General features: G+C 69.2%; 18 protein-coding genes. 2 read left to right on the top strand and 16 right to left on the bottom strand.

All coding sequences use genetic code 11. The features are described from left to right. Nucleotides 1-60: 60 nt before the first annotated feature. The 7 genes from rpoC to rplK all read right to left on the bottom strand — a co-directional run bounded on the left by rpoC (nucleotide 61) and on the right by rplK (nucleotide 11,126). On the bottom strand, nucleotides 61-4,461 hold the full coding sequence (gene rpoC, locus SFY69_12625) for a DNA-directed RNA polymerase subunit beta' (protein ID MDX2132887.1): 4,401 nt from the start codon (nucleotides 4,459-4,461) through the stop codon (nucleotides 61-63). Nucleotides 4,462-4,480: 19 nt separating this feature from the next. After that, the gene (locus SFY69_12620; GenBank protein MDX2132886.1) at nucleotides 4,481-4,693 is read right to left on the bottom strand and encodes a hypothetical protein; all 213 of its coding nucleotides are present in this window, start codon (nucleotides 4,691-4,693) and stop codon (nucleotides 4,481-4,483) included. Nucleotides 4,694-4,717: 24 nt separating this feature from the next. Beyond that, nucleotides 4,718-8,560 carry a DNA-directed RNA polymerase subunit beta gene (gene rpoB / locus SFY69_12615; protein MDX2132885.1) on the bottom strand — a complete coding sequence of 1,281 codons (3,843 nt, stop codon included), beginning with the start codon at nucleotides 8,558-8,560 and terminating at the stop codon, nucleotides 4,718-4,720. Nucleotides 8,561-8,832: 272 nt separating this feature from the next. Beyond that, a complete protein-coding gene (rplL, locus tag SFY69_12610) occupies nucleotides 8,833-9,231 on the bottom strand; it encodes a 50S ribosomal protein L7/L12 (protein MDX2132884.1) in 399 nt (132 codons plus the stop codon). A gap of 138 nt (nucleotides 9,232-9,369) precedes the next feature. Next, nucleotides 9,370-9,927 (bottom strand): 50S ribosomal protein L10, encoded by a 558-nt coding sequence (gene rplJ, locus SFY69_12605; GenBank protein ID MDX2132883.1) that lies wholly within the window; start codon nucleotides 9,925-9,927, stop codon nucleotides 9,370-9,372. Between the two features lie 6 nt (nucleotides 9,928-9,933). After that, complete coding sequence (gene rplA / locus SFY69_12600; protein MDX2132882.1) at nucleotides 9,934-10,638, bottom strand: 50S ribosomal protein L1; 705 nt, start codon at nucleotides 10,636-10,638, stop codon at nucleotides 9,934-9,936. 62 nt (nucleotides 10,639-10,700) lie between these two features. After that, nucleotides 10,701-11,126 (bottom strand): 50S ribosomal protein L11, encoded by a 426-nt coding sequence (gene rplK / locus SFY69_12595; protein MDX2132881.1) that lies wholly within the window; start codon nucleotides 11,124-11,126, stop codon nucleotides 10,701-10,703. Nucleotides 11,127-11,523: 397 nt separating this feature from the next. Between rplK and SFY69_12590 the strand changes: the two genes are divergently transcribed. Together SFY69_12590 and SFY69_12585 are read left to right on the top strand one after the other, a co-directional pair. Further along, nucleotides 11,524-12,249, top strand: a complete 726-nt coding sequence (locus tag SFY69_12590) for a DUF4397 domain-containing protein (protein ID MDX2132880.1) — start codon at nucleotides 11,524-11,526, stop codon at nucleotides 12,247-12,249. A 129-nt stretch (nucleotides 12,250-12,378) separates the two neighbouring features. After that, on the top strand, nucleotides 12,379-13,569 hold the full coding sequence (locus tag SFY69_12585; protein ID MDX2132879.1) for a glycosyltransferase: 1,191 nt from the start codon (nucleotides 12,379-12,381) through the stop codon (nucleotides 13,567-13,569). On the opposite strand, the gene SFY69_12580 is transcribed toward SFY69_12585, so the two are convergent. The 9 genes from SFY69_12580 to typA all read right to left on the bottom strand — a co-directional run bounded on the left by SFY69_12580 (nucleotide 13,566) and on the right by typA (nucleotide 22,901). Continuing rightward, complete coding sequence (locus tag SFY69_12580; protein ID MDX2132878.1) at nucleotides 13,566-14,621, bottom strand: hypothetical protein; 1,056 nt, start codon at nucleotides 14,619-14,621, stop codon at nucleotides 13,566-13,568. The genes SFY69_12585 and SFY69_12580 overlap by 4 nt on opposite strands. Before the next feature lie 88 nt (nucleotides 14,622-14,709). Continuing rightward, on the bottom strand, nucleotides 14,710-15,036 hold the full coding sequence (rplU, locus tag SFY69_12575; protein MDX2132877.1) for a 50S ribosomal protein L21: 327 nt from the start codon (nucleotides 15,034-15,036) through the stop codon (nucleotides 14,710-14,712). 87 nt (nucleotides 15,037-15,123) lie between these two features. Continuing rightward, complete coding sequence (locus tag SFY69_12570) at nucleotides 15,124-16,074, bottom strand: hypothetical protein (GenBank protein ID MDX2132876.1); 951 nt, start codon at nucleotides 16,072-16,074, stop codon at nucleotides 15,124-15,126. Nucleotides 16,075-16,124: 50 nt separating this feature from the next. Continuing rightward, complete coding sequence (locus SFY69_12565) at nucleotides 16,125-16,583, bottom strand: hypothetical protein (protein ID MDX2132875.1); 459 nt, start codon at nucleotides 16,581-16,583, stop codon at nucleotides 16,125-16,127. Beyond that, nucleotides 16,580-17,866, bottom strand: coding sequence for a hypothetical protein (locus tag SFY69_12560; GenBank protein ID MDX2132874.1), 1,287 nt, complete (start codon nucleotides 17,864-17,866; stop codon nucleotides 16,580-16,582). The genes SFY69_12565 and SFY69_12560 overlap by 4 nt, the downstream gene beginning before the upstream one ends. A 145-nt stretch (nucleotides 17,867-18,011) precedes the next feature. Next, entirely contained in the window at nucleotides 18,012-18,464 is a 453-nt protein-coding gene (locus SFY69_12555; GenBank protein ID MDX2132873.1) for a hypothetical protein, read from the bottom strand. A gap of 4 nt (nucleotides 18,465-18,468) precedes the next feature. Then, nucleotides 18,469-19,686, bottom strand: coding sequence for a N(4)-(beta-N-acetylglucosaminyl)-L-asparaginase (locus SFY69_12550; protein MDX2132872.1), 1,218 nt, complete (start codon nucleotides 19,684-19,686; stop codon nucleotides 18,469-18,471). Nucleotides 19,687-19,732: 46 nt separating this feature from the next. Continuing rightward, nucleotides 19,733-20,941 carry a prephenate dehydratase gene (gene pheA / locus SFY69_12545; GenBank protein MDX2132871.1) on the bottom strand — a complete coding sequence of 403 codons (1,209 nt, stop codon included), beginning with the start codon at nucleotides 20,939-20,941 and terminating at the stop codon, nucleotides 19,733-19,735. Nucleotides 20,942-20,975: 34 nt separating this feature from the next. After that, a complete protein-coding gene (gene typA, locus SFY69_12540; GenBank protein ID MDX2132870.1) occupies nucleotides 20,976-22,901 on the bottom strand; it encodes a translational GTPase TypA in 1,926 nt (641 codons plus the stop codon). Nucleotides 22,902-23,203 lie beyond the last annotated feature (302 nt).

The following is a 23,203-nucleotide window of genomic DNA, read 5'->3' as shown; positions in this document are numbered from 1 at the left end:
TCGGTCGCCGCGGCGGCAATCCCGCCCCCCGGGGCGCCCGCACCGGGGGACGGGGCAAGGTCAGACCTGCTTGTTCGCCGGCGACGACCCCGTGATGACATCGCGCAGGTTCGCGGTGTTCACCTCGATGGGCGCCTGCCCCAGCGTGTCGTTGCGATCGGCCCCGAGCGCCTCCGCCGCGGCCTTCGCCTCCGCCAGCATCATCATCTCGTCCTCGCTCTCGTCCTCGATCGTGACGAGCGGCTTGACGCGGATCTCCTGGTACGGACGGAAGCCCGTGCCCGCGGGGATCAGGTGCCCCAGCAGCACGTTCTCCTTGAGGCCCACGAGCGTGTCCATCGCACCGCGGAGCGACGCCTCCGTCAGCACCTTGGTCGACTCCTGGAACGACGCGCCCGACAGGAATGAATCGCTCGAGAGCGCCGCCTTGGTGATGCCCAGCAGCAGCGTGCGCCCGGTCGCGGGCTTCGCACGCCGCGCCTTGGCGCCCTCCTTGCCCGCGGCCTCGGCCCGGGCGTTGGCTTCCTTGATCTGGTCGCGGTGCACGAGCTCGCCCATCTTGAGCTCCGTGCCACCCACCTCGCTGATGCGGAAGTACTTCTCGATCTCGCGGTTCTTCTGCTTGAAGGTGTACTTGTCGACCACCTCCTGCGGGAGCAGGTCGGTGTCGCCCGGGCTCTCGACCTTCACCTTGCGCAGCATCTGGCTCAGGATCAGCTCGATGTGCTTGTCGTTGATGCCCACGCCCTGCGCGCGGTACACGTTCTGCACCTCGTCGAGCATGTACGTCCAGAGCGATTCCTCGCCCTTGATCCGCAGGATGTCGTGGGGAACCAGCGGGCCCTCCGTCAGCGGGTCGCCCGCCGTCACGTAGTCGCCCGTGTGCACGAGCAGCTGCTTGTCGCTCGGCACATGGTGGTCCTTCTCGATCCCCGCCTCCGACACGACGCGGATCGTCATCTTGCCCTTGCGCTTGTCGGAGAAGATCTCGACCTTGCCCGAGATCTCGGCCATGACGGCCGGGTCCTTGGGCTTGCGGGCCTCGAAGATCTCCGTCACGCGGGGCAGACCACCCACGATGTCCTGGCTGGCCTGCGCCTGCTTGGGCTGGCGGGCGAGCATCTGCCCGGCCCGGATCTCCTGCCCGTCCTCGACCTCCAGTCGTGCCCGCGCGGGCAGGTAGTGGAAGTCCAGGATCGCCCCGCTCGCGTCCACGATGTTGATCGCCGGGTGCAGGTCGCCCTTGTGCTCGATGATCACCTTCGCGCGCTGCCCCTGCCCGGCGTCCTCGAGGCGGAAGGTCTCCTTCTCCTCGATGTCGACGTAGCGGACGATGCCCTCCTTCTCGGCCAGGATCGGCGTGCGGTGCGGATCCCAGCGGACGATCGTCTGCCCCTTGCGGATCTCGTCCCCGTGGGCCGCGTACATGTACGCGCCGTACGGGACCTTGAACTTCTCGAGCTCGCGCCCCTTGTCGTCGAGGATCGCCAGCTCGCCGTTGCGCTTCAGCGCCACGACGCAGTCGTGCCCGTCGTCGTCCTTCGACGGCACCGGGTTCACGTCGCGCAGCTCGAGCGTGCCGGCGTTCATCGCGTCGTACTTGGTCTGCTCCGACGAACGCTGCCCCACGCCGCCCGTGTGGAACGTGCGCATCGTGAGCTGCGTGCCCGGCTCGCCGATCGACTGCGCCGCGATGATGCCCACGGCCATCCCCGGCTCCACCAGGTTGCCCGTGCTCATGTCCATCCCGTAGTCGAGCACCGAGCACCCGTACTTGCTCTCGCTGGTGAGCGGGGAGCGGACCATGACGGCGTCGATCCCCAGGTTCTCGATGCGGGCCGCCGCCTCGATCGAGATCATCTCGTTCTCGTTGACGATCACCTCGTCGGTCTTGGGGTTCACGATCGGGTTCACCGTCACGCGGCCAACGATCTGGTCGCGCAGCGGGACGTCGACCTGCTCGCCCTTGTACAGGGCGCGCTTCACGATCCCGCGACGGCTCCCGCAGTCGATCTCGCCGATGATCACCGACTGCGCGATGTCGCACAGCTTGCGCGTGAGGTACCCCGAGTCGGCCGTCTTGAGCGCCGTGTCCGCCAGACCCTTGCGGGCGCCGTGCGTGCTCGAGAAGTACTCGAGGATGTTCAGCCCCTCGCGGAAGTTCGCCCGGATCGGCGTCTCGATGATCTCCCCGCTCGGCTTGGCCATCAGCCCGCGCATCCCCGCCAGCTGCTGCATCTGCGTGATGTTGCCGCGCGCACCCGAGTCGATCATCAGGTACACCGGGTTCAGGTACGAGCGCCCTTCCTTCGAGCCCACCGGCGTCTCACGACCGTCCTCCCCGCGACGATCGCTCTTGAGCGTCTCCACCAGCTCCTTCTGCACCTGCTCGCGGCAGTGCGTCCAGATGTCGATCAGCTGGTTGTACCGTTCGCGCGCCGTGATGATGCCCTTGTCGAAGCTCTTCTCGACGCGGTCGGCCTTCTTCTGCGACTCCTCGATCAGCGGCATCTTCTTCTCGGGGATCCGCAGGTCCGTGATCCCGAACGACAGCCCCGCCAGCGTGCTCTGCTTGAACCCCATCTCCTTCAGCCGGTCCAGCAGGTCGATCGTCGCCGCCCGACCCACGATCGCGTAGCAGTCGTCGATCACGCGGGCGCACCCCTTCTTGCCCAGGGCGCAGTTGTAGAACGGCATCCCCGGCGCCAGCACGTCCGCGAACAGGCACCGCCCCGCCGTCGTCACGATCCGCTTGTTCGCCGGCATCGGCTTGGTCGGGTCCGTCTGCTTCTCCACCATCTCCTCGAACCCGTCGATCCGCACCACGATCTTGTCGTGCGGGCCGATCTTCCGCTGGTCCAGCGCCAGGATCGCCTCCATCCGGTCCTTGAAGCTCGGCAGCTCCTCGATCGGCTTGGGGTCCGGCGCCATGAACGTGATGAAGTACACCCCCATCACGATGTCCTGCGACGCCGAGATGATCGGCTTCCCGTTCGCCGGCGAGAAGATGTTGTGCGTCGAGAGCATCAGGATGTGCGCCTCGGCCTGCGCTTCCACGCTCAGGGGCAGGTGCACCGCCATCTGGTCGCCGTCGAAGTCCGCGTTGAACCCGCCGCACACCAGCGGGTGGATGCGGATGGCGTTGCCCTCCACCAGCACCGGCTCGAACGCCTGGATGCCCATCCGGTGCAGCGTCGGCGCCCGGTTCAGCAGCACGGGGTGCTGGTAGATGACCTCTTCCAGGATGTCCCACACCGCCGGGTCACGCCGCTCGAGCATGCGCTTGGCGCTCTTGATCGTGTCCGCCAGCCCGTGCTCCTTCAGCTTGCGGATGATGAACGGCTGGTACAGCTCCAGCGCGATCTTCTTCGGCAGCCCGCACTGGTTCAGCTTGAGCTCCGGGCCCACGACGATCACCGAGCGCGCCGAGTAGTCCACGCGCTTGCCCAGCAGGTTCTCGCGGAAGCGCCCCTGCTTGCCCTTGATCATGTCCGTCAGGCTCTTGAGAGGCCGGTTGGACGACCCGAGCACCGGGCGGCGGCAGCGGTTGTTGTCGAACAGCGCGTCCACCGCCTGCTGCAGCATCCGCTTCTCGTTGCGGATGATGACCTCGGGCGCGTTGAGGTCCATCAGCTTCTTCAGCCGGTTGTTCCGGTTGATGATGCGCCGGTAGAGATCGTTCAGGTCGCTGGTCGCGAAGTTGCCCGACTCCAGCAGCACCAGCGGGCGCAGGTCCGGCGGGATCACCGGGACCACGTCCATCACCAGCCACGTCGGGTCGTTCTCGCTCCCGCGGATCTGCTCGATGAGCTTGAGGCGCTTGGCCAGGTCCTTGATCTTCTGCTTGCTCTTGGTCGCGGCGAGGTCGTTGCGGATGCCCGCCGCCTCCGCCGCCAGGTCCAGGCGCTCGAGCAGCTCGCGGATCGCGTCGGCGCCCATGAGCGCCTTGAACGCGTTGCCGTACTTGTCCTGGGCGGCGCGGAAGTCGTCCTCGGTCAGGATCTGCTTGAACTTCAGTTCGGTGTCGCCCGCGTCGGTCACGACGTAGTCCTGGTAGTAGATGACCTTCTCGAGGTCGCTGGTCTTCATGCCCAGGAGCGTGCCCAGGCGGCTGGGCATGCTCTTGAAGAACCAGATGTGCACCACGGGGCTCGCGAGGTTGATGTGCCCCATGCGCTTGCGCCGCACGCGCGAGTGCGTGACCTTCACCCCGCAGCGGTCGCAGATGATGCCCTTGTACTTCGTCCCGCGGTACTTCCCGCAGGCGCACTCGTAGTCGCGCTCGGGCCCGAAGATGCGCTCGCAGAACAGCCCGTCCTTCTCGGGGCGGTACGTGCGGTAGTTGATCGTCTCGGGCTTCTTCACCTCGCCGTACGACCACGCCCGGATGTCGTTGGGCGACGCCAGGGTGATCTTCACGGCGGAATAGTCGTTCACGCGGTCGTACACGGTCTCGGCCATCGCTGAACACTCCAGACTGTCAACGGCGATTCACTCGCCGCGTGAAAAGGATCCAGACCAACCCACCCCCCAGCACCACGGGACCGATCGCGTCGGGCCAGGACCATGTTCCCGACGCGAGTTCCACGCCGTTCGCGACGAGCACGCCCAGCGTTGCCGCCGCCAGGCACATCGTCGCCGCCGCCCGATCCGCCCGCGCCTTCGCGTCCACGGTGTCGTCACGCACGTTCATGCGCCCCACTCCGTGCGAAGGCCCTTACAGCAGGCTCCCGCCCTCCACCTTCTTCTTCTCCAGGGTCACGTTCAACCCCAGCCCCTTGAGCTCGTTGCACAGCACGTCGAACGCGACGGGCATGCCCGCCTCGAGCTTGTTGGTGCCCTTCACCATGCTCTCGTAGATCTTCGTGCGCCCTTCGACGTCGTCGCTCTTCACCGTCAGCAGTTCCTGCAGGATGTACGCCGCCCCGTACGCCTCGAGCGCCCACACTTCCATCTCGCCGAAGCGCTGCCCGCCGGTGCGGGCCTTCCCGCCCAGGGGCTGCTGCGTGATGAGCGAGTACGGGCCCGTGGCACGCGCGTGGATCTTGTCGTCCACGAGGTGGTGCAGCTTCAGCAGGTACATGCTGCCCACCGTCGTCTTCTGGTTGAACGCCTCGCCGGTGCGCCCGTCGAAGAGCTGGATCTTCCCGCCCCGCGGCATGCGCGCGAGCAGTTCCTTGGGGTGCGGGGGCTGCCCGAGCTTCTCGCACTCGGCCAGGCGCGCCGTCACGTGCTCGTTCGCCCGCTCCACCTCGGCGTGCACCTCGTCCTCGGTCGCCCCGTCGAAGACCGGCGTGAGCGCCTGGAACCCCAGCACCTTCGCCGCCCACCCCAGGTGCGTCTCGAGGATCTGCCCGACGTTCATGCGGCTGGGCACGCCCAGCGGGTTCAGCAGCACCTCGACGCTCGTGCCGTCCTCCATGAACGGCATCTCTTCCTCGGGAACGATGCGGGCGATCACGCCCTTGTTCCCGTGGCGTCCGGCCATCTTGTCGCCCACCGACAGGTGGCGCTTGGTCGCCAGGTAGACCTTCACCATCTCGAGCACGCCCGTGGGCAGCTCGTCGCCTCGCTTCATGTGGGCCGTCTTGCGCGCCTTCTCCGTGCCGATCGCCATCACGCGCGGCCAGAACTGGCGGTACAGCACCTCGCCCTTCTCGCGGGCCTCCTTGCTGCCCTTCACCCACTTCAGGTCGAACGTGCGGATCTGCTCGAGGATGACCTCGGGGATGTCGCTCGCGCCCACCTTCTGGCGGGTGTTGGGATCGACCATCGGCGTGCCGACCGCGTCGTTGATGGCGTTGCACATCTGCTTGAACAGCGAGATCTGCTTCGCGTCCATCTCCGCCTCGTACGCCGAGATGTCCTTCTTGAGCTGCTTCTTCTGCTCCTCGTTCATGTGCAGGCGACGGCTGAACTTGCGCGCGCCGATCACCACGCCCTCCACGCCCGCGGGCACCTCCAGCGAGTCGTTCTTCACGTCCTCGCCCGCCCGACCGAAGATCGCGTGCAGCAGCTTCTCTTCCGGGGTCAGCTCCGTCTTGCTCTTGGGGCTCACCTTGCCCACCAGGATGTCGCCCGGGCCCACGCGCGCCCCGATGCGGATGATCCCCGACTCGTCGAGGTTCCGCAGCATCTTCTCGCTGACGTTCGGGATGTCGCGCGTGAACTCCTCGCGCCCAAGCTTCGTCTCGCGGATCTCCACGTCGAACGAGTCGATGTGGATGCTCGTGAACACGTCCTCCTTCACCAGACGCTCGTTGATCACGATCGCGTCCTCGAAGTTGTACCCGTCGAACGTGTTGAACGCGACCAGCACGTTCTTGCCGATGGCCAGCTCGCCCATCTTCGTCGACGCGCCGTCGGCCAGGACCTGCCCCTTCTCCACCACCTGCCCGAGCTTCACCACGGGCTTCTGGTTCAGGCACGTCCGCTCGTTCAGACCCACGAACTTCCGCAGCACGTACTCGTCCGCGTTGTCGATGATGATCCGCTCGCTGTCGACCGCCGTCACCGTCCCGGCGTTCTTCGCCTTCACCACCATCCCGCTGTTGTGCCCGACCGCCTTCTCGATGCCCGTGCCCACCAGCGGGGGCGTCACCTTGATCAGCGGCACGGCCTGACGCTGCATGTTCGAGCCCATCAGCGCGCGGTTCGCGTCGTCGTGCTCCAGGAACGGGATCAACGCCGCCGAGATGCCCACGATCTGCTTGGGCGAGATGTCCAGGTAGTCCGCCTGCGAGGAATCCACCTGCGCCAGCTCGCCGTTCACCCGCGCCAGGATCGATCCCTTCTTGAGGCGTCCGCTCGCCTCCAGCGCGTCCGCCGGCGCCAGCACCGCGCGCATTTCCTCGTCGGCGCGCAGGTACAGGATCTTGCCGGTGGGCTTGCCTTCCTTCACCTCGCGGTAGGGCGTGCGCAGGAACCCGTACTCGTCGATCGACGCGTAGATGCCCAGCGACGCGATCAGGCCGATGTTCGTGCCTTCGGGCGTCTCGATCGGGCAGATGCGCCCGTAGTGCGAGATGTGCACGTCGCGCACCTCGAACCCGGCGCGCTTGCGGTTGAGGCCGCCCGGCCCCAGCGCCGACAGCCGGCGCTCGTGCACCAGGCTCGACAGCGGGTTGGTCTGGTCCACGACCTGGCTCAGCTCGCTGCGCCCGAAGAAGAAGTCGATCGCCGACGAGATCGACTTCGTGTTCACCAGGTCCGCGATCTTCACCAGCTCCTCGGGGTCCTTGACGCTCATGCGCTCCTGCACCGTCCGGCGCAGCTTCAGGAACCCCTTGCGCAGCTCTTCCACCGCCAGCTCGTCCAGCGTCCGCAGACGCCGGTTGCCCAGGTGGTCGATGTCGTCGACCACCGCCAGCGGACGCCCCGTCTTGGGGTCCGTACGGCCGCTGCGCAGGTCCAGCAGGTACTGGATCACCCGCAGGAAGTCCTCGCCCCGGATGAACATGAGGTCCTCGGGCGTGTCGAGGTCGAACTTGCGGTTGATCCGGAAGCGACCCACGCGCCCCAGCCGGTAGCGGTTCTCGTCGAAGAACTTCTCGATGAACAGCGCCTTGGCCTTCTCGATCTGCGGCGGGTTGCCCGGGCGCAGCTTCGTGTAGATCCGCAGCAGGGCACGCTCGTAGTCCGTCGCGTTCGCGAACGCGTCGGAGTGCTTGTTCTCGACGTCGCGCTTCTCTTCTTCCACCGCGATCGTGTTCAGGATGAGCGCGTCGGACGGGTTCTCGATCACCCGCACCTTCTTGAGGTCGCTGGCCTGCACCGCCTCGGCCGCGTCGCCGAGCTGGCGCCCGACGTGGACGATCACCTCGCCGGTCTCCGGGTTCACGATGTCCGCGGCGGCCCAGTGCTCGGCCTTCGCCTGGTCGGCCCGGATCTCCGAGACCTCGTAGAAGAGGCTCAGGAGCGCGTCGGTCCCGGCGATGGACTCATCGAGGCAGCGCAGGAACGTGGTCGCGGCGATCTTCGTGCTCTGGTCGATCCGCATCGCCAGCACGTCCTTCTTCGTGACCTCCAGCTCGATCCACGAGCCGCGCTCGGGGATGACGCGGGTGGAGTGCAGCGGGCGGTCGCCCTCGCTGGTCAGGATCGAGAAGTCCACGCCCGGCGAGCGGTGCAGCTGGCTGACGATGACGCGCTCGGCGCCGTTCACGATGAACTCGCCGCCGCCCATCATGATGGGGAACTCGCCCAGGTAGATCTGCTCTTCGGGCAGTTCGGGCTTGCCCTCGCGCTTCAGGCGCACGCCGACCCGGAAGGGACGCCCGTAGGTGAGGCGCAGTTCGCGGCATTCGTCGGGGGTGTACCGGGGCTCCTCGAGCGCGTAGGTGATGTACTCGAGCTTCATCGTCCCGTCGTAGCTCTCGATCGGGAAGATCTCGCGCAGCAGCGACTCGAGCCCGAGGGTGGGGTCGCGCTCTTCGGGCGCCTGCTCGAACTGCAGGAACCGCTGATAGCCGTCCTCCTGCACCTTGGTCAGGTTGGGGACCTCGAGCGCGTCGCCGCGCTTCGCGAAAACTCGGATCGTGCTCTGAGAAGACGAAGACATCGCCGTCATCGGTACCTCGCGATGCAGACAGTGCTACCCCACCCCCGGTCGGTGTCTCCGCCGGGAAGGAGGGGAAGTCGGTGCTATAAATTCAAGTCGTGAACAGGTGTACCCACAGGCGCCCCGTGCCGCGTCGAACCGATAAGTGTACCCGCGCGCGCCCCCGTTGGCAAGTGGCGCGCCCAGACCCCGCCCCGCCTGTCAACTGGCGGTCAGAATGAAAAAAGGGCCCGCGGCGGCGCGGGCCCTCCTGGTAGACCGGGAACGGCGGCTTAGGCCAGTTCGGCCGTCGCGCCGTTTTCCTGCAGGGTCTTGAGGAGCTTCTCGGCGTCCTCCTTCGACAGGCCCTGCTTGATGGGCTTGCCGGGGACGTCGACCAGCGCCTTGGCCTCCGCCAGGCCCAGGCCCGTGGCTTCGCGGACGACCTTGATGACCTGGATCTTCTTGTCGCCCGCGGCCTTGAGGATGACGTCGAACGAGGTCTTCTCCTCGGCCTTGGGAGCAGCCGCGGCCCCGCCGCCGCCGGCCGCCGCCATCATCACGGCCCCGCCCGCGGCGGCCTCGATGCCGTACTTCTCCTTCATGTACTTGCCGAGGTCAACGGCCTCCTTCAGCGTGAGGGCCGCGAGTTCGTCGCCGAGTTTCGTCACCTTCGCGTCAAAGTCCGACATGGTCCAACCCTTTCTCTCGCCCGGGCACGACGCCCGGGCCGGTCCATTCGCCGCGCTCAGTGGGGCCGAACCATTCGGCCTTTACCCCCTCGAAGGGGCCAGTGAGCGTCGGATGTGGTCTTGCGTGCCCGCCCGAGATCAGCCGGCCTTGGCGATCGTCTCGCCCTTCTCCAGCTTGCCTTCGATCGCCTTGATGATCCCCGCGATGGCGCTGCCGGGGCCCTGCACCTGGCCCACGAGCTTGCGTGCCGGGCTCACGATGAGCGTGACAACCTGGCCGATGGCCTCGTCGCGCGTGGGGAACTTGCTCAGCTCCTCGACGCCGGCCTTGCCCTTGAAGAGCATCCCGTCGAGCACGGCGCCCTTGAGCTCGATCGCCGGGTTCTTGCCCAGGACCGCGATGAGCTCGCGCGCCACCTCGACGACGGACTGCCCGCCGTAGGCGATCGCGTTCGACCCGGTCATGAGCTCCGCGAGCGGCGCGAGGTTCGTACCCTCGAACGTCTTGCGGGCCAGCGCGTTCTGGACGACGATGACGCGGATCTGCTTCTGGGCCAGCCCGGCCCGCAGCTTCGTCGTGTCGATGCCCTTCAGCCCGCGCAGGCTGATCAGCGTCGCGTCGGGAAACTCGTCGCGCCCGCCGGCGATGCGGTTCTTGTAGTCCCGCATGATGATGTTCTTGACCGTCTTCGACATGATCGCTTACTCCGCAACGGCCTTGGCCGACACGAACTTCACCTGCACACCGGGCGTCATCGCGCCGCTGATCGTCACCTTCTTCACGAACTCGCCCTTCACCGTCGCGGGGCGCGTCCGTTCGATCGCCTGCATGAAGAACTCGAGGTTCTGCACCAGCGCCTGGTCGGCGAAGCTCAGCTTCCCGATGATCGAGTGGATGTTGCCCGCCTTGTCGGCGCGGTACTCGACCTTGCCGGCCGAATATTCCTTGACGGCCTTGGGGACGTCGGTCGTCACCGTGCCCGCCTTGGGCGTGGGCATCAGCCCCTTGGGGCCCAGCACCTTGCCCAGCTTCGACACGATGCGCATCATGTCCGGGCTCGCGATCGCCACGTCGAAGTCGAAGAACCCCTTCTCCACCTCGGCGACCAGTTCCTCGCCCCCGGCCTTGATCGCCCCGGCCGCCATCGCCGCCGCCGACACGTCGCTCGTGCAGAACGCGATCACGCGCTTGCTCTTGCCGATGCCCGCGGGCAGGCTGATCGCGCCGCGGATGTTCTGATCCGCCTGCGCGGGGTCGATGTTCAGGTGCATGCAGACGTTCACCGTCTGATCGAACTTCGGGCCCTTGAACTTCTTCAGCGCCGTGATGGCCTCCGGCGCGGGGATCGCCTGCGTCGGGATCAACGCCTCGTTCGCCTTGGCTCGCTTGGACACTCGTGCGGGCATGGGTCGCGTTCTCCGGGGCGGGCTTTGCCGCCCTCACGTCCTTCTTTGTGCTCCGGCCGTCCTCAGGCCACCGTCACGCCCATCGATCGGGCGGTTCCCTCGATGATCCGCATGGCGGCCTCGAGCGAGTGCGCGTTCAGGTCCTGCATCTTCTCCTGCGCGATCTTCTCGACCTGCGCCCGGGTGATCTTGCCGACCTTGTTCTTGTTCGGGACGCCCGAGCCCTTGGGGATGCCCGCCGCGTCGATGATCATCGCCGACGCCGGGGAGCTCTTCACCTCGAACTCGAACGACTTGTCCGAGTACACCGTGACGATGCACCCGACCGTCTTGCCCTTGACGTGCTGCGTCGCCGCGTTGAACTTCTGGATGAACTGGCCCGGGTTGACACCCTTGGAGCCCAGCACGGGGCCCAGCGGCGGGGCCGGCGTTGCGGCGCCACCCGTGGCCATGATCTTGAATACGTTGACGACTTCGCGCTTGCCCATCGGTTCAACCTCCCACCGGCCCCTCGGGTCTTCCCCGTCCGCCCGCCTCCCGGGCGACGGGACGCGGGCAGGGCTTGGTAGTTCATACGGCCTGAGATGTCCCCGCAGCGCTCTCGCGCCGCCCGGGGCCCCAACTCTAGACACCGACCCGCGTCAAGGCAATCGCGTCCATCTCACCCGAACGCCTTCCCGGCGATCCGCGCCGCCGCGGCGCCGACGGCCCGCGCCGCTCCTCGTCAAAAGCCGCACGGTCCGCTAAGTCTCGCGCACGCGCCTCCCGTTTGCTTGCCGCCGTCGCGCCGGCGCGCATGTTCCTCTCGCCGGTCGTGCGGCGTGTCGCCGTGCTCCACGATCCGGACTCGTCTCACTTCGATCGTGGGGAAAGGGAGAACTGTCCATGCGCGCTGTCCCGTCCGTCGTTTCCGTGCTCGCCCTGGTCGCGGGCGCCTCCGTCGCCGCCGCCGACGTCCGCGTCGTGCACGCCTCGCCCGATGCCCCCAACGTCGACGTGTTCGTCAACGGCACGCCCGGCATCGACATGCCCGCGATCAGCAACCTCGCCTTCACCCAGGCGACTCCCTACATCGCGCTGCCCACGGCCATGTACAACTTCCAGGTCACGCCCACCGGCGCCCCCGCCCCCGTCGTCATCAACGCCAACGCGATGATCGACGCGAACACCGACTACACCATCGCCGCCATCGGGTTCCTCTCCGGCATCCAGCCCCTCGTGCTCGTGGACGACAACACCATCAACCCCGGGGCGGCCCGTGTCCGCTTCGTCCACGCCTCGCCCGACGTCCCCACCGTCGACATCTTCGCCGCCGGCGGCGTGAACCCCCTGTTCGACGCCGTCTCGTTCGGCACCAGCGGCGGGTACATCGAGGTGCCCGCGGGCTCGTACGACCTCGAGGTGCGCCTCGACGCCGGCGGCGCGACCGCGCTGAGCGTCCCCGGCGTGGGCCTCTCGGCCGGCACCGTGTACACCATCTGGGCCATGGGCTCGCTCCAGGGCGGGAACGTCCAGGCCGTCGTCACCGTCGACGCCGTGCCCGCCCCCGGGGCCGCGGCCCTGGCGGCGATGGGCGGGCTCGTGGCGATGCGCCGTCGCCGCCGCGCCTGAGCACCGGCGCACGTCGCGCTGGCCATCCTCACACTGCTGACCCTCTGCACGAGACGAGCCCCCGCCCCAACAAGGCGGGGGCTTGTCGTATTGGGAGACGCGGGCCCGCGCCGGCCTACCTTGCGGGCGATGAAACTCGCGGTCTTCATTCCCACGCGGTACGAGTCGCGCTACAGCCTGCTGGCGGCGATGGGCGGGCAGATCGGGGACGCGTTCGCGCGTGCCGGGGCGATCGTGAACCCGACGGGCGACGTGCGGGCGTCGGGCGCGGTGTACCTGTTCCTGAACTTTGCGCAGAACCTCGACACGCTGAAGCGGTGGGCGGGCGTGGATGCGGCGGGCCGCCCGCGGGCGCGCACGGCGATGATCCAGTTCTTCGTCGATCACCCGTTCGCGCTGAGTGTGGGGCAGCTCGACCAGCTCGCGACGCTCCCCCACTACCGCCTGCTGCTGCCGTGCGTCGACGACACCCACCTGCTCCGCCTGCGCTGGGCGAACCTGCGCCCCGTGCGCTGCCTGCACGGCGTGCCGCCCGAGTCGCTCGTGGCGCCCGAGCTCATTGAGCCCGGGCACGCCGCGGGCGGGCGCGACACGGACCTGCTCATCGCCGGGTCGATCCACACGCCCGCCGAGCTCGACGCGCTGCGTACGCCGATCCCCGAATCGCTCCGCCCCGGCGCGGACGCGATGGTCCGGTTCATGCTCGAGCGCCCGCTCGCGTCGTTCGGGCAGTCGTTCGAGTTGTGCATGCCCTCGGGCGTGTACGCGAGCGACCACTGGCTGTTCATGCAGCGCGTGTGGCGGTACGTGACGGCGTCGCTGAACCGCGAACGGCGCGTGCGCCTCGTGCGCGCCATGCAGGGCGTTGAGACCAGCGTCGTCGGCCCGCCCGCGTGGGGTGAGGTGTGCGATGGGACGATCCGCTACGAGGGCGAGGTCGCGTACGCCGACCTGCCGGAGCGCCTGGCGCGCGCCCGCGTGCACATCGCGTGGGGGCCGACGCAGTTCGTGCACAGTTTCAGCGAGCGCCTGCTGCTGGGGCTCGGCGCGGGGTGCGCGTGCGTCGCCGACGATCGGGCGCTGGTCCGCGCCGAGTTCGCGGAGTGTGCGCGCCTCTACGACGCGGCCGACCCGGCGCAGGCCCGCGCGCAGGTCGACGCGCTGCTCGCCGATCGGACGCTGGCGACAACGCTCGCCCGTCGCGGGCGCGACACCGTCGCGCAGCGCCACCTGTGGGACCATCGCCTGGGCGCGATCCTCGCCGGCGCCGAGGACGCGATGAAGGCGATCGCCGAGCCGCCCCCCGCGCCCGGGGCCTAGGGCTCCCCGCCGGTCAGCACGCGCAGGTCCGGCCAGTAGCGGCTCTGGCGCAGGGTCCGCTCGATCTCGGACCGAAACGCAGCGGTGCTCTCGGCGGAGATGCCCGGCGAGCCCTCGTCGTACACCCGCCACGCGACCCGCGGGTGCCCTTCGTACAGCCAGCGCACGGTCTCCAGGAACGCGGGCTGACCGGAGCTGGCCGATTCTTCGCGGGCGAGGTCGATGCTCGCGCGGACGGCGTCCTCGCCGGGCTCGGGCGTGCGCATGAGGTGCGGCGCCAGGCGGAACGCGCCGTCGCGCCAGAGCAGGACGACGTCGGGGCGCGCGCTCGCGGCGTAACTCGCGTTCCAGTAGTTCCAGATCGGATCGGTGCCCCGGAAGACGACCAGGCCGTGCTGCTCGTCGAGCTCGAACCGCCCGGGGTCCGGCGCGTCGATGGAGGCGAGTTCGCGGGGCGCGTCGCCGAGTTGGATCACGATGTACGTCCAGCAGCAGTGCGCGCCGCCCGAGTACCCCTCGACGACGAGGTCGGGCACGCCGTCATTCGTCACGTCGCGCGCGAGGGCGGGGGGCGCGTCGTTCCCGAACCCGACGCGGTGATCCTGGATATCGGCGACGATGGCGTCGGCGTGCCGCACGACGAGCCGCTCGCCCCAGCCCTCGGGGTCAAAGGGACGGTACCGGGTGATCGTGCAAGCGCCGATCGTGTGCGAGGCCCGCACGCGCCACTCGGGCATGACGGCGTAGAACGCCCGCCGCACGTGGCGCCAGCCCATCGTCGCCCCGGCGCCGGCGACGAGCAGCAGCAGCCCGAGCACCACCCACTTCCAACGCACGCGCCGGCGCGGCACAAGCTCGCGCTCGCCCGCGTGTACGCGCCCGCACTCCGGGCACGTCAGCCCCACGCCCGCCCCGAGGTCGTACCCGCACGCGCGGCAGGCGCGCCCCGCGCGACGGCGCCCGACGAGCCCGACCACGAGCAACGCCACGCCCGCGAGCACGAGCAGCGCGCCGACGACGATCACGAGCAGGGGCGTGCCGCCGGTCCCCATCGCCTGGACCCTCCGAAAAGAACACGCCCCGGACAGAAGTGTCCGGGGCGCGGGTAGTTCATCGCGGGCGGGGCGGTCAGCGGGGCACTCAGCCGCTGATGCCGGTGACCTTCACCATGGTGTAGGGCTGGCGGTGCCCGGTCTTCTTCTGCCAGGTCTTCTTGTCGCGGAACTTCTGGATGTGGACCTTGTCGCCCTTCACCATGGGCTCGACGACCTCGGCGGTCACCTTGGCCCCGGCGACGTACGGGCGGCCGATCTTCGCGGTGCCGCCGATCTCGCCGACGACCAGCACCTTGTCGAACGTCACGGCGTCGCCCACCTTGGCCTGCCCCTCGGACAGGAGATCGGCGAGGAACTCGTCCCCGGAAACGACCTTGCGCTGCGAGCCGGATTCTTCGATGATCGCGTACATGGGTACCCTCGTCCCGTCGAGCGGGAGGGGAGTGTAGGCGGGGTCCCCGCGTTTTCCAGCCCGCGCGTCCGACCAACCGGGCGCGTGCTAGATCCACCCGAGGCGGCGGAGATCGCCCGTCGGGTCATCGAACGAACACGACCCGAACGAGAGGGCGAAGCGCTCGCGGGCGGCGGCGATCTGGCCGGTTTCCAGGCCGTGCCCTTTCCAACTCACCACGCCGTCGAGCCAGGCGAAGTGTGAGGGGTCGTCGTCCGTGAGCACCTCGGCGGTTTCGGAATCGTTCATTCCCTTGATGCGGATGAAGGCCGCCGCGAGGAACAGGTTGACGAAGCCGTACATCCCGCAGGTCTGGCTGCCCGGCTCGTACGTCAGGGGGTACGTGCCGCGGAGAGGGTGGTGCAGGCCGGCCGTCGCCTTGAAGGGCACCTCGGCCGCGACGCAGGCGGCCAGGAACGCGACGACCTCGCGGGGCGTGGGGAACGCGGAGGGGATGACCCCGCCGGTGCGGATCTTGGCGGCGGCTCGCTCGCCGGCGAGGGCCGCCACGAACCCGCGACAGTCGGTCGGCGTGCCCGCGACCCCCGCGGGCACCTCGAAGAACGGGAGGAGTTCTTCGGGCATCTCGTCGAGCCAGGCGTCGATGTCGGCGGCCTGGGCGACCTTGATCTCCACGCAGTCGATGATCGCCCGCCCGCCCTCGTCGGCGTCGTGGCGCGAGTTGAACGACGCGATGGCGTCGAGCGTCTCATCGGGCGTGCCCTCCGCCAGCACCGACAGACGCCAGGGCTCCGACACGCCCGCGTGCTCGCGGTAGCCGCTGGTCGCGAGCGTTCCGGGCAGCAGTTGGGCCCCCGCCGCGTCGAACTCGCCCAGGCGCGAGACGGGGCACACGAACCGCCCGAGCATCCAGGCGTCCTCGCTCATGCGTGCGCGGTTGTACGCCTCGGCGCTGTGCGCCATGGACAGCTTGGCGGGCGGGAAAAGCCCGGCGTAATCCACGATGCCGGTGAGCAGCGTGCGGAGGGATTCGGTCATGCGACGCTCTCGGTGAGGGGTGTTCGGTGTGGCGGGGCGGGGGCCCGGACCTACTTCGCCAGTCTAGCCACCAGGCGCCAGACGTCGTGCGGCTCGAGGCTGCGCCCTGTGCGGGCGTTGAACTGCTGCACGATGGCGTCGAAGCGCGGGTCGTAGAGCAGGCGATCGCGCTGGCCCAGCGTGCCCACGGCGTCAATCACCAGCCGGGCCAGCGTCTGCTCGTCCTCGTCGAGCACTTTCACGGGCTCGCTCGCGCCCCGCCCCAGCCGAGGGAGCTTGCCGGCCTTGCGCAAGTTCTGGAGGCGGTGCAGCACGTCGCGACGCGTCGGCGCGGCGCCGGCCGACCCGCCGGCGACCGCGCCGTACAGGGCCTCGAACTCGGGCGTGTACGCGAGATCGTCGAGCGTGCGCCCGGCGCGCTCGTACGCCGCCACGAGCAGCCGGTCGAACTCCGCGTCGCCGAGTGCGGCGTGCTTGGCGGCGAGGGGCTCGAACAGGCCGTCGTTCACGGGCTCTCCGGTGCGGGCGGATTGGACGGCGTCACAGGCTTGGCGGTCGGCGGGACTCGTCGGACGAACCGCATGAAGGACTTCCCACCAGACCACTCGGCGATCCAGAGCTGGCTGCTGGGGCGCTGCTCGCCCTCGGCCTTGGGCCCGCGCTGGCTCGTCCACATCATGAGTTTGCCGTCGGGGCTGAACGCCGGCAGCACGTCCGCGCCGGGCGCGTGCGTGACGCGGATGTGGTAAAGATCCTCCGGCGCGGCCTTCCCCTCGCGCAGGTGCCCGAACTGCACGGGGATCGCGAACACTTCGTAGTTCTGGTGCCCCACCTCGCTGGTGGCGTACACCAGGAACTCGCCCGACGGGTGCCAGTACGGGCACCAGTTCACATGCTCGTTACGCGTGAGCGGATACTCCGCCGCGATGCCAACCGGCACCGGCACGCCGTCGGGCCCGGCCTCGAACTTCAGTTCGGCGACGTACAACTGCAGCAGGTCGTCGCCCGCGCGGTCCGACCGGTAGGCGATCCACTTGCCATCGGGGGAGAAGAACGGCCCGCCGTCGTAGCCGGGGGCGGTCACGATGGCGTGGTGGGCCGTCGTCTTCGTGTCGTAGACATAGATGTTCGCGTCGGCCCGCCCCATCTGCTGCTCGGCTTCCACGTGGGCGTAGAGCACGAAGCGCCCCGTCGGGTCGTACGAGCATTCGGCGTCGTAGTTGGGCAGGCTGAACAGCGGGCGGGGCGATTCGGACGGCTCGGACGGCACGCGAGCCGGGCGCTTGGCGTCGCCCGCGCCGGGGGCGCGCACGCCGCCCGTCACCATGAAGGGCTCGGCGCGGACGATCTCCATCTCGGCGGGGAACATCCACTTGTAGTTGCGCGTGCCGACCTGGAAGCCGGACTTCTGCTCGTCGGCGGGGCGGACGATGGTCGAGCCGAAGATGACCTCACCGGGGTTGGTGGGGTGGAACCAGCCGCAGGTGTTGGCGCTGCCGGCGGGGCTGATGCGCGTCACCTGCTCGAGCCCGGCGACCAGCCCGTTCTGACGACGCAGTTTCGCGACGTACATGGCGTAGAACGGGTCGGGCTCGGCACCCGGCGCCGGCGCGGGGATCGCCTGGAAGATGACCCACTCGCCGTCGGGCGAGAAGTACGCCTCGCCCGCGCGCACGAACTGCTCGCGGAAGGTGAGTTGCACCGGGTTGCGAAGCAGCGGCGCCTCGGCCTCGCGCCAGTCGGTTTCCGGCTGGGCCACGCACGCGGACGCAACGATTGCCAGGATGAGCATGGCTTCATTGTTGGCGGGGCGGGAGGGTCACGCCGCGAGGTAGAACCGCCGTCGGGCGAACGGAGCCTGGAAAGGCCCGTCCCAGCGAGAGGCCCTCGCTCGCGCTTCGGGCTCGTACGAGACGGCGCGTTCACACCGCGCGGTCTCACCAGTCCGCGGCTTTCCACCGGCGTTGCACCTCCGCGTGCTCGTACGCGCGCCCGCACTCCGGGCACGCCCCGATCTCGGGCAGCCCCGACAGGTCGTACACGCAGTGCCAGCAGGCGCGCCCATCGGACGCGTCCACCACGCGCTTCGCGCGGCCACGCGCCCGGCGGTACACCACCGTCAGCACGAAGATCACCACGAACTGCGGCAGGAAAAACACCAGCGGGCCCGCCCAACCGCCCGGGCCCGGCCAGATCCACACCCACACGGGAACCGGCAGCACCGTCAGCAGCCACCACCACCGCAGCCGCCGCACGAACGGGGGCTGGCGGTACTTCTTTCCGTAGTCCGGGTCCGCGGACGGGTCGACACCGGGCGCGGCAGGCGCACCGGGCGTTCCGGGCGCGGCGTCGCTCGCGCCGGCGGGACGGGGCTGGTCTGTCTCCGTCACGAGTTCACCGCCCCTGCGCACGCTCGTACAGCGATGGCACGTCGATCACGCGGGCGCCCGCGCCGTCGCACACGCTCATCTTCGCGCCCGACCACAGCGACGCCCCGCCGAACAGCCCGTCCTTGCGCAGCGCGTAGAACTTCAGGTCGAACGTGGGCTCGCGCACGTCGCCCCGCACACGCCACAGGCGCTTTTCCTTCGTGCGATCCACCACGTAGCGACACATCGCGAGGCAGGCCTCTTCGGGCGACAGCCCGTCGCCCATCAGGTCCACGATCCGGGCCGCGGCGAGCGTCACGATGTTCGCCTCGCCCCGCCCGGTGCTGCCCGCTGCCCCGATGTCGTTGTCGCAGTAGTTGCCCGCGCCGATGATCGGCGAATCGCCCACGCGACCGGGGATCTTCCAGTTCAGCCCGCTCGTGCTCGTGCAGCTCGCGATGTCGCCCTTGGCGGTGAGCGCCGAGCAGTGCACCGTGCCCGTCACTTCCCTGATGAAGTCCTGACCCGGGGCGCGGGTGCGGGGCCGGCCTTGAGCCGGCGAGTCGTCGCGGATGTCCGGCCCGTCGTTGGTCCGAGGAACGGGAGCGGCGGGCGCCTGCTGCCCGGGCAGCAGGTCCCAGGTCTTGCCCACCGGCGCGTCGCGCTCGTCGTCGTTCAGGTAGTCGTCGTCCCGGCTCATGTTCTGGCGCCAGTTGAGGTACTCGGCCCGCGCGTGCTCGGTGAGCAGTTCCTCGTGCGCGAAGCCCATCGACCGCGCGTAGCGGTACGCCCCCTCGCCCACGAGCAGGCAGTGGTCGGTGCGCCGGAGCACCATGAGCGCGACCATCGCGACGTTCTTGATGTTCCGCACGCTCGCGACCGCCCCGCTCTTGTGCGTCGGCCCGTGCATCACCGACGCGTCGAGCTCGACCACGCCGTCGGCGTTGGGCAGCCCGCCGTAGCCGACCGAATCGTCGTTGGGGTCGTCCTCGACGATGCGCACGCCCTGCACGATCGCGTCGGCGGGGTCGTAGCCCTCGTTCAGCAGGTCCATCGCGCGGCGGGTCGCGGGCAGGCCGTTGAGCGACGCGATGACCACCGGGCCGGCGGCGTGAAACCGCGGGCGCGCCTCGGGGCGGGCGCCCGCGCGGGGACCGGGGCGTTCGGCCCCTGACGCCGCACCCATCGCGCCCGCAGCCGCCACCGATGCGCCCAGAAACGCCCGCCGGGAGAGTGTGCTCATGCCATCGGTATACCGCGCGGCGCCCGCGGCGTCGAGGGTCGCCCGCCTACAGCACGCGCGTGCTGCGGGGGTAACTGCCCAGCACGGTCAGGTCGCGGCAGTGTTTGCGGGCGTTTACGAGCGCCTTGGCAACGCGCGGGTCGGTCTCGTGCCCCTCGGCGTCCACGAAGAACGTGTACTGCCAGTTGCGCCGGCCGCCGGGGCGCTTGTCGATGTGCGTGAGGTTGACGCCGGCCTTCTGGAAGGCGCTCAGCACGCTCACCAGCGCGCCGGGCTTGTTCATCGTGCTGAACATGACGCTGGTCTTGTCATCGCCCGTGCGCAGGGCGCATTGGCGGCTGATGACATAGAAACGCGTGATGTTGCCGGGGTTGTCTTCGATGCGCCGGAAGAGCACGTTCACGCCGTAGAGCTCGCCCGCGAGCGTGCTGCCGATCGCCGCGACGCCCGGGCCCTCGCGCGTCTCGTCCTGCCCGCTCTCCTCGGCCACCATCTGCACGCCCTTGCTCGAGCTCGACACGGGCACGAGTTCGGCCTGTGGGTACTGCGTCGCGAGCCAGGCGCGGCACTGGGCGAAGACCTCGGGCCTGGAGTAGATCTTCCGGATCGACGAGGGCTTGCAGTTCGCCAGCAGCGTGTGGTGCACCGCGAGCTGCGCCTCTGCGTAGACGCGCACGTCGCCCGCGAACTGCGTGAAGCAGTCGAGGGTCTCGGTGATCCCGCCGTGGATCGAGTTCTCGATCGGCACGAGCCCGTGGTCGACGTGCCCGCGCACGACCTCCTCGAACACGCCCCGCACGGCGCGGAGGTCTTCGAAGTCGACCGACGACCCGAAGTGGCGGACCGCGACCAGGTGCGAGAACGAGCCCGCGGGCCCGAGGTACCCGATGCGCATGGGCTGCTCGAGCACGAACGAGCCGGACATGAGCTCGCGGTAGATGGCCTCGATGGTGCGGGGCGGGAGCGGGCCGGCGTTGAGGGCCAGCACCTTTGAGAGCACCTGGGCCTCGCGGTGCGGGGCGTAGACGGGGATGCCGCTGGTGCGCTTGACCTTGCCGACCTCGACGACCAGGCGCGAGCGCTCGTTCAGCAGGGCGACGAGGCGCCGGTCGAGGTCGTCGATCGAGGCGCGCAGCGGCGCGAGCGCGTCGGCGGCGGCGCGGGGCGTGGATGTCGCGCGCGTCGGGTCGGGGCGCCGCCCGCGCCCCCGAGGGGAGGACGACGCGGGCGCGGGTGCACGGTTCGGTCGGGGCATGCGGAGCTTGTATCGGCCCGACGGGGCCCCGGGGTTACGACTCGTCCGCGTCGCGGTCGCGCGAGGCCCGCTCGACCTTGCGCCGCTCGGCCTCGCTCAGCAGCTTCTTGCGCAGGCGCACGCTCGTCGGGGTGATCTCGACCAGTTCGTCGTCCTCGATGTACTCCATGGCGTACTCGAGGGTGATCTTCCGCGGGGCCTTCAGCACGACCGTCTTGTCCTTGCTCGCCGCCCGCATGTTGTCCAGGTGCTTGAGGCGCGTGATGTTCACCGTCAGGTCGTTGTCGCGGTTGTGCTCGCCCACGATCTGCCCGGTGTAGACCTTCTCGCCGGGCTCGACGAACAGCACGCCCCGGTCGGCCAGCAGCTCGCACGCGTGCGTCGTGACGGCGCCGGTCTCGATGCTCGCGAGCACGCCGGCCTTGCGGTGCGGGATCTCGCCCGACACGGGGTCAAACCGCAGGAACGAGTGGTGCATGATCGCCTGGCCCTGCGTCGCGGTCATCATGCGCGAGCGCAGCCCGATCAGGCTGCGCGAGGGGATCTCGAAGCGCATGTGCGCCACGCCCTCGCCCCGCGTGTCCATCTTCTTCAGTTCGCCCTTACGCCCGCCGACGAGCTCCATCACCGAGCCCACCGTCTCCTGCGGGGCGTCGACGACCAGTTCCTCGATCGGCTCGCACAGCACCCCGTCGATCGTCTTCGTCACGACCTCGGGCTTGCCGACGGCCAGCTCGAACCCCTCGCGCCGCATCGTCTCGATGAGGATCCCCAGGCTCAGCACCCCGCGCGCCGAGACCATGAACTCGTCCGCCGTCCGCCCGCTCTCCACGCGCATCGCCACGTTGCGCTGCAGTTCCTTCGTCAGGCGTTCGCGGATCTGGCGGCTCGTCACGAACTCGCCCTCCAGCCCCGCGAACGGCGAGTCGTTGATCTTGAAGAGCATCGTCATGGTCGGCTCTTCGACCTTGAGCGCGGGGAGGGCCTTGGGGCTCTCGGGGTCCGCGACCGTGTCGCCGATGTCGACGCTCTCCAGCCCGACGATCGCGCACAGGTCGCCGGCCTCGACCGCGACCGCCTCCTGACGCTTGAGCCCCGAGAACTGCAGGAGCTGCCCGACCTTCGAGGGCACGGTCGCGCCGTCGCGCTTGAGCACCACCACGCTCTGGGCGGCCTTCACCGACCCGCTGAACACCCGCCCGATGCCGATGCGCCCGACGTACTCGTTGTAGTCGATGTTGGTGATGAGCACCTGCAGCGGGCCGCTGGTGTCGGCCGGGGGCGCGGGGATCTCCTTCACGATCGCCTCGAAGACGTCGCGGAGCGAGTCGGGCTTCTGCGCGGGCACGGGCCACTCGCGGGTCGCCCACCCGTTCTTCCCGCTCGCGTAGATGACGGGGAAGTCGAGCGCGTGCTCCTCGGCACCCAGTTCGACCAGGAGGTCGAAGACCTCGTGCACGACGTCCTGGACGCGCTGGTCGGGGCGGTCGACCTTGTTCACGATCACCACCGGGCGCAGTCCGATCTCCAGCGCCTTGCCCAGCACGAACTTGGTCTGGGGCATGACGCCCTCGGACGAGTCCACGAGCAGGCAGACCCCGTCGGCCATGCGCAGCACGCGCTCGACCTCGCCCCCGAAGTCGGCGTGCCCGGGCGTATCGATGATGTTGATGCGGTACTCGGTGCCGTCGGCCGCGTGGTAGTTCACGGCGCAGTTCTTCGAGAGGATGGTGATGCCGCGCTCGCGTTCGAGCGGGTTGCTGTCCATGATCAGCCCGTGCTGCCCGCCCTCGAGCTTCTCGAGCTCGCCCGCGCGGAAGTTCCCGCTCTGCTTGAGCAGGTTGTCGACCAGCGTCGTCTTGCCATGGTCGACGTGCGCGATGATCGCCACATTGCGGATGCGATGGTTCCGGGGCGTGGCGTCGGCCTGGGGGGTCGGGCTCTGGGTCGCGCTCGTCATGGCGGTCCTGGTCGATTGCCGCCCGGCGCGGGGTCGCACCCACCGTGGTGCGGTCGCCGCGAGAGCGGTTCGGTTCTGTTCGGGCATCCGGAAATGCGCGTCGGCACCCGCCCGCCGGTCCCGCGGGCGAGTGCCCGGGGCGAGCAAAGCCCGACCGGGCCCACTCTATGCGCCACGAACGCGCGAATCCCCCGGTCCGACGCGCACGCGGCGTTTTTCGGACCTCCCCCCGCGTCAACTTAGCACGCCGGTAACGCCCGCACCGCCTGCGCCGACGCCCGACGAGCCCCCCGTGCGGGCTT

This window comes from Planctomycetota bacterium, assembly GCA_033763975.1.
Classification (GTDB): domain Bacteria; phylum Planctomycetota; class Phycisphaerae; order Phycisphaerales; family UBA1924; genus RI-211.
The sequence above is the reverse complement of the archived record's forward strand: the minus strand, read 5'-3'. Positions and strand labels throughout refer to the sequence as shown.

What these genes read in the sequence shown, in the direction of transcription:
- rpoC (MDX2132887.1), bottom strand. Translation starts at nt 4,461, where the DNA reads ATGGCCGAGACCGTGTACGACCGCGTGAACGACTATTCCGCCGTGAAG.
- SFY69_12620 (MDX2132886.1), bottom strand. Translation starts at nt 4,693, where the DNA reads ATGAACGTGCGTGACGACACCGTGGACGCGAAGGCGCGGGCGGATCGG.
- rpoB (MDX2132885.1), bottom strand. Translation starts at nt 8,560, where the DNA reads ATGTCTTCGTCTTCTCAGAGCACGATCCGAGTTTTCGCGAAGCGCGGC.
- rplL (MDX2132884.1), bottom strand. Translation starts at nt 9,231, where the DNA reads ATGTCGGACTTTGACGCGAAGGTGACGAAACTCGGCGACGAACTCGCG.
- rplJ (MDX2132883.1), bottom strand. Translation starts at nt 9,927, where the DNA reads ATGTCGAAGACGGTCAAGAACATCATCATGCGGGACTACAAGAACCGC.
- rplA (MDX2132882.1), bottom strand. Translation starts at nt 10,638, where the DNA reads ATGCCCGCACGAGTGTCCAAGCGAGCCAAGGCGAACGAGGCGTTGATC.
- rplK (MDX2132881.1), bottom strand. Translation starts at nt 11,126, where the DNA reads ATGGGCAAGCGCGAAGTCGTCAACGTATTCAAGATCATGGCCACGGGT.
- SFY69_12590 (MDX2132880.1), top strand. Translation starts at nt 11,524, where the DNA reads ATGCGCGCTGTCCCGTCCGTCGTTTCCGTGCTCGCCCTGGTCGCGGGC.
- SFY69_12585 (MDX2132879.1), top strand. Translation starts at nt 12,379, where the DNA reads ATGAAACTCGCGGTCTTCATTCCCACGCGGTACGAGTCGCGCTACAGC.
- SFY69_12580 (MDX2132878.1), bottom strand. Translation starts at nt 14,621, where the DNA reads ATGGGGACCGGCGGCACGCCCCTGCTCGTGATCGTCGTCGGCGCGCTG.
- rplU (MDX2132877.1), bottom strand. Translation starts at nt 15,036, where the DNA reads ATGTACGCGATCATCGAAGAATCCGGCTCGCAGCGCAAGGTCGTTTCC.
- SFY69_12570 (MDX2132876.1), bottom strand. Translation starts at nt 16,074, where the DNA reads ATGACCGAATCCCTCCGCACGCTGCTCACCGGCATCGTGGATTACGCC.
- SFY69_12560 (MDX2132874.1), bottom strand. Translation starts at nt 17,866, where the DNA reads ATGCTCATCCTGGCAATCGTTGCGTCCGCGTGCGTGGCCCAGCCGGAA.
- SFY69_12550 (MDX2132872.1), bottom strand. Translation starts at nt 19,686, where the DNA reads ATGAGCACACTCTCCCGGCGGGCGTTTCTGGGCGCATCGGTGGCGGCT.
- pheA (MDX2132871.1), bottom strand. Translation starts at nt 20,941, where the DNA reads ATGCCCCGACCGAACCGTGCACCCGCGCCCGCGTCGTCCTCCCCTCGG.
- typA (MDX2132870.1), bottom strand. Translation starts at nt 22,901, where the DNA reads ATGACGAGCGCGACCCAGAGCCCGACCCCCCAGGCCGACGCCACGCCC.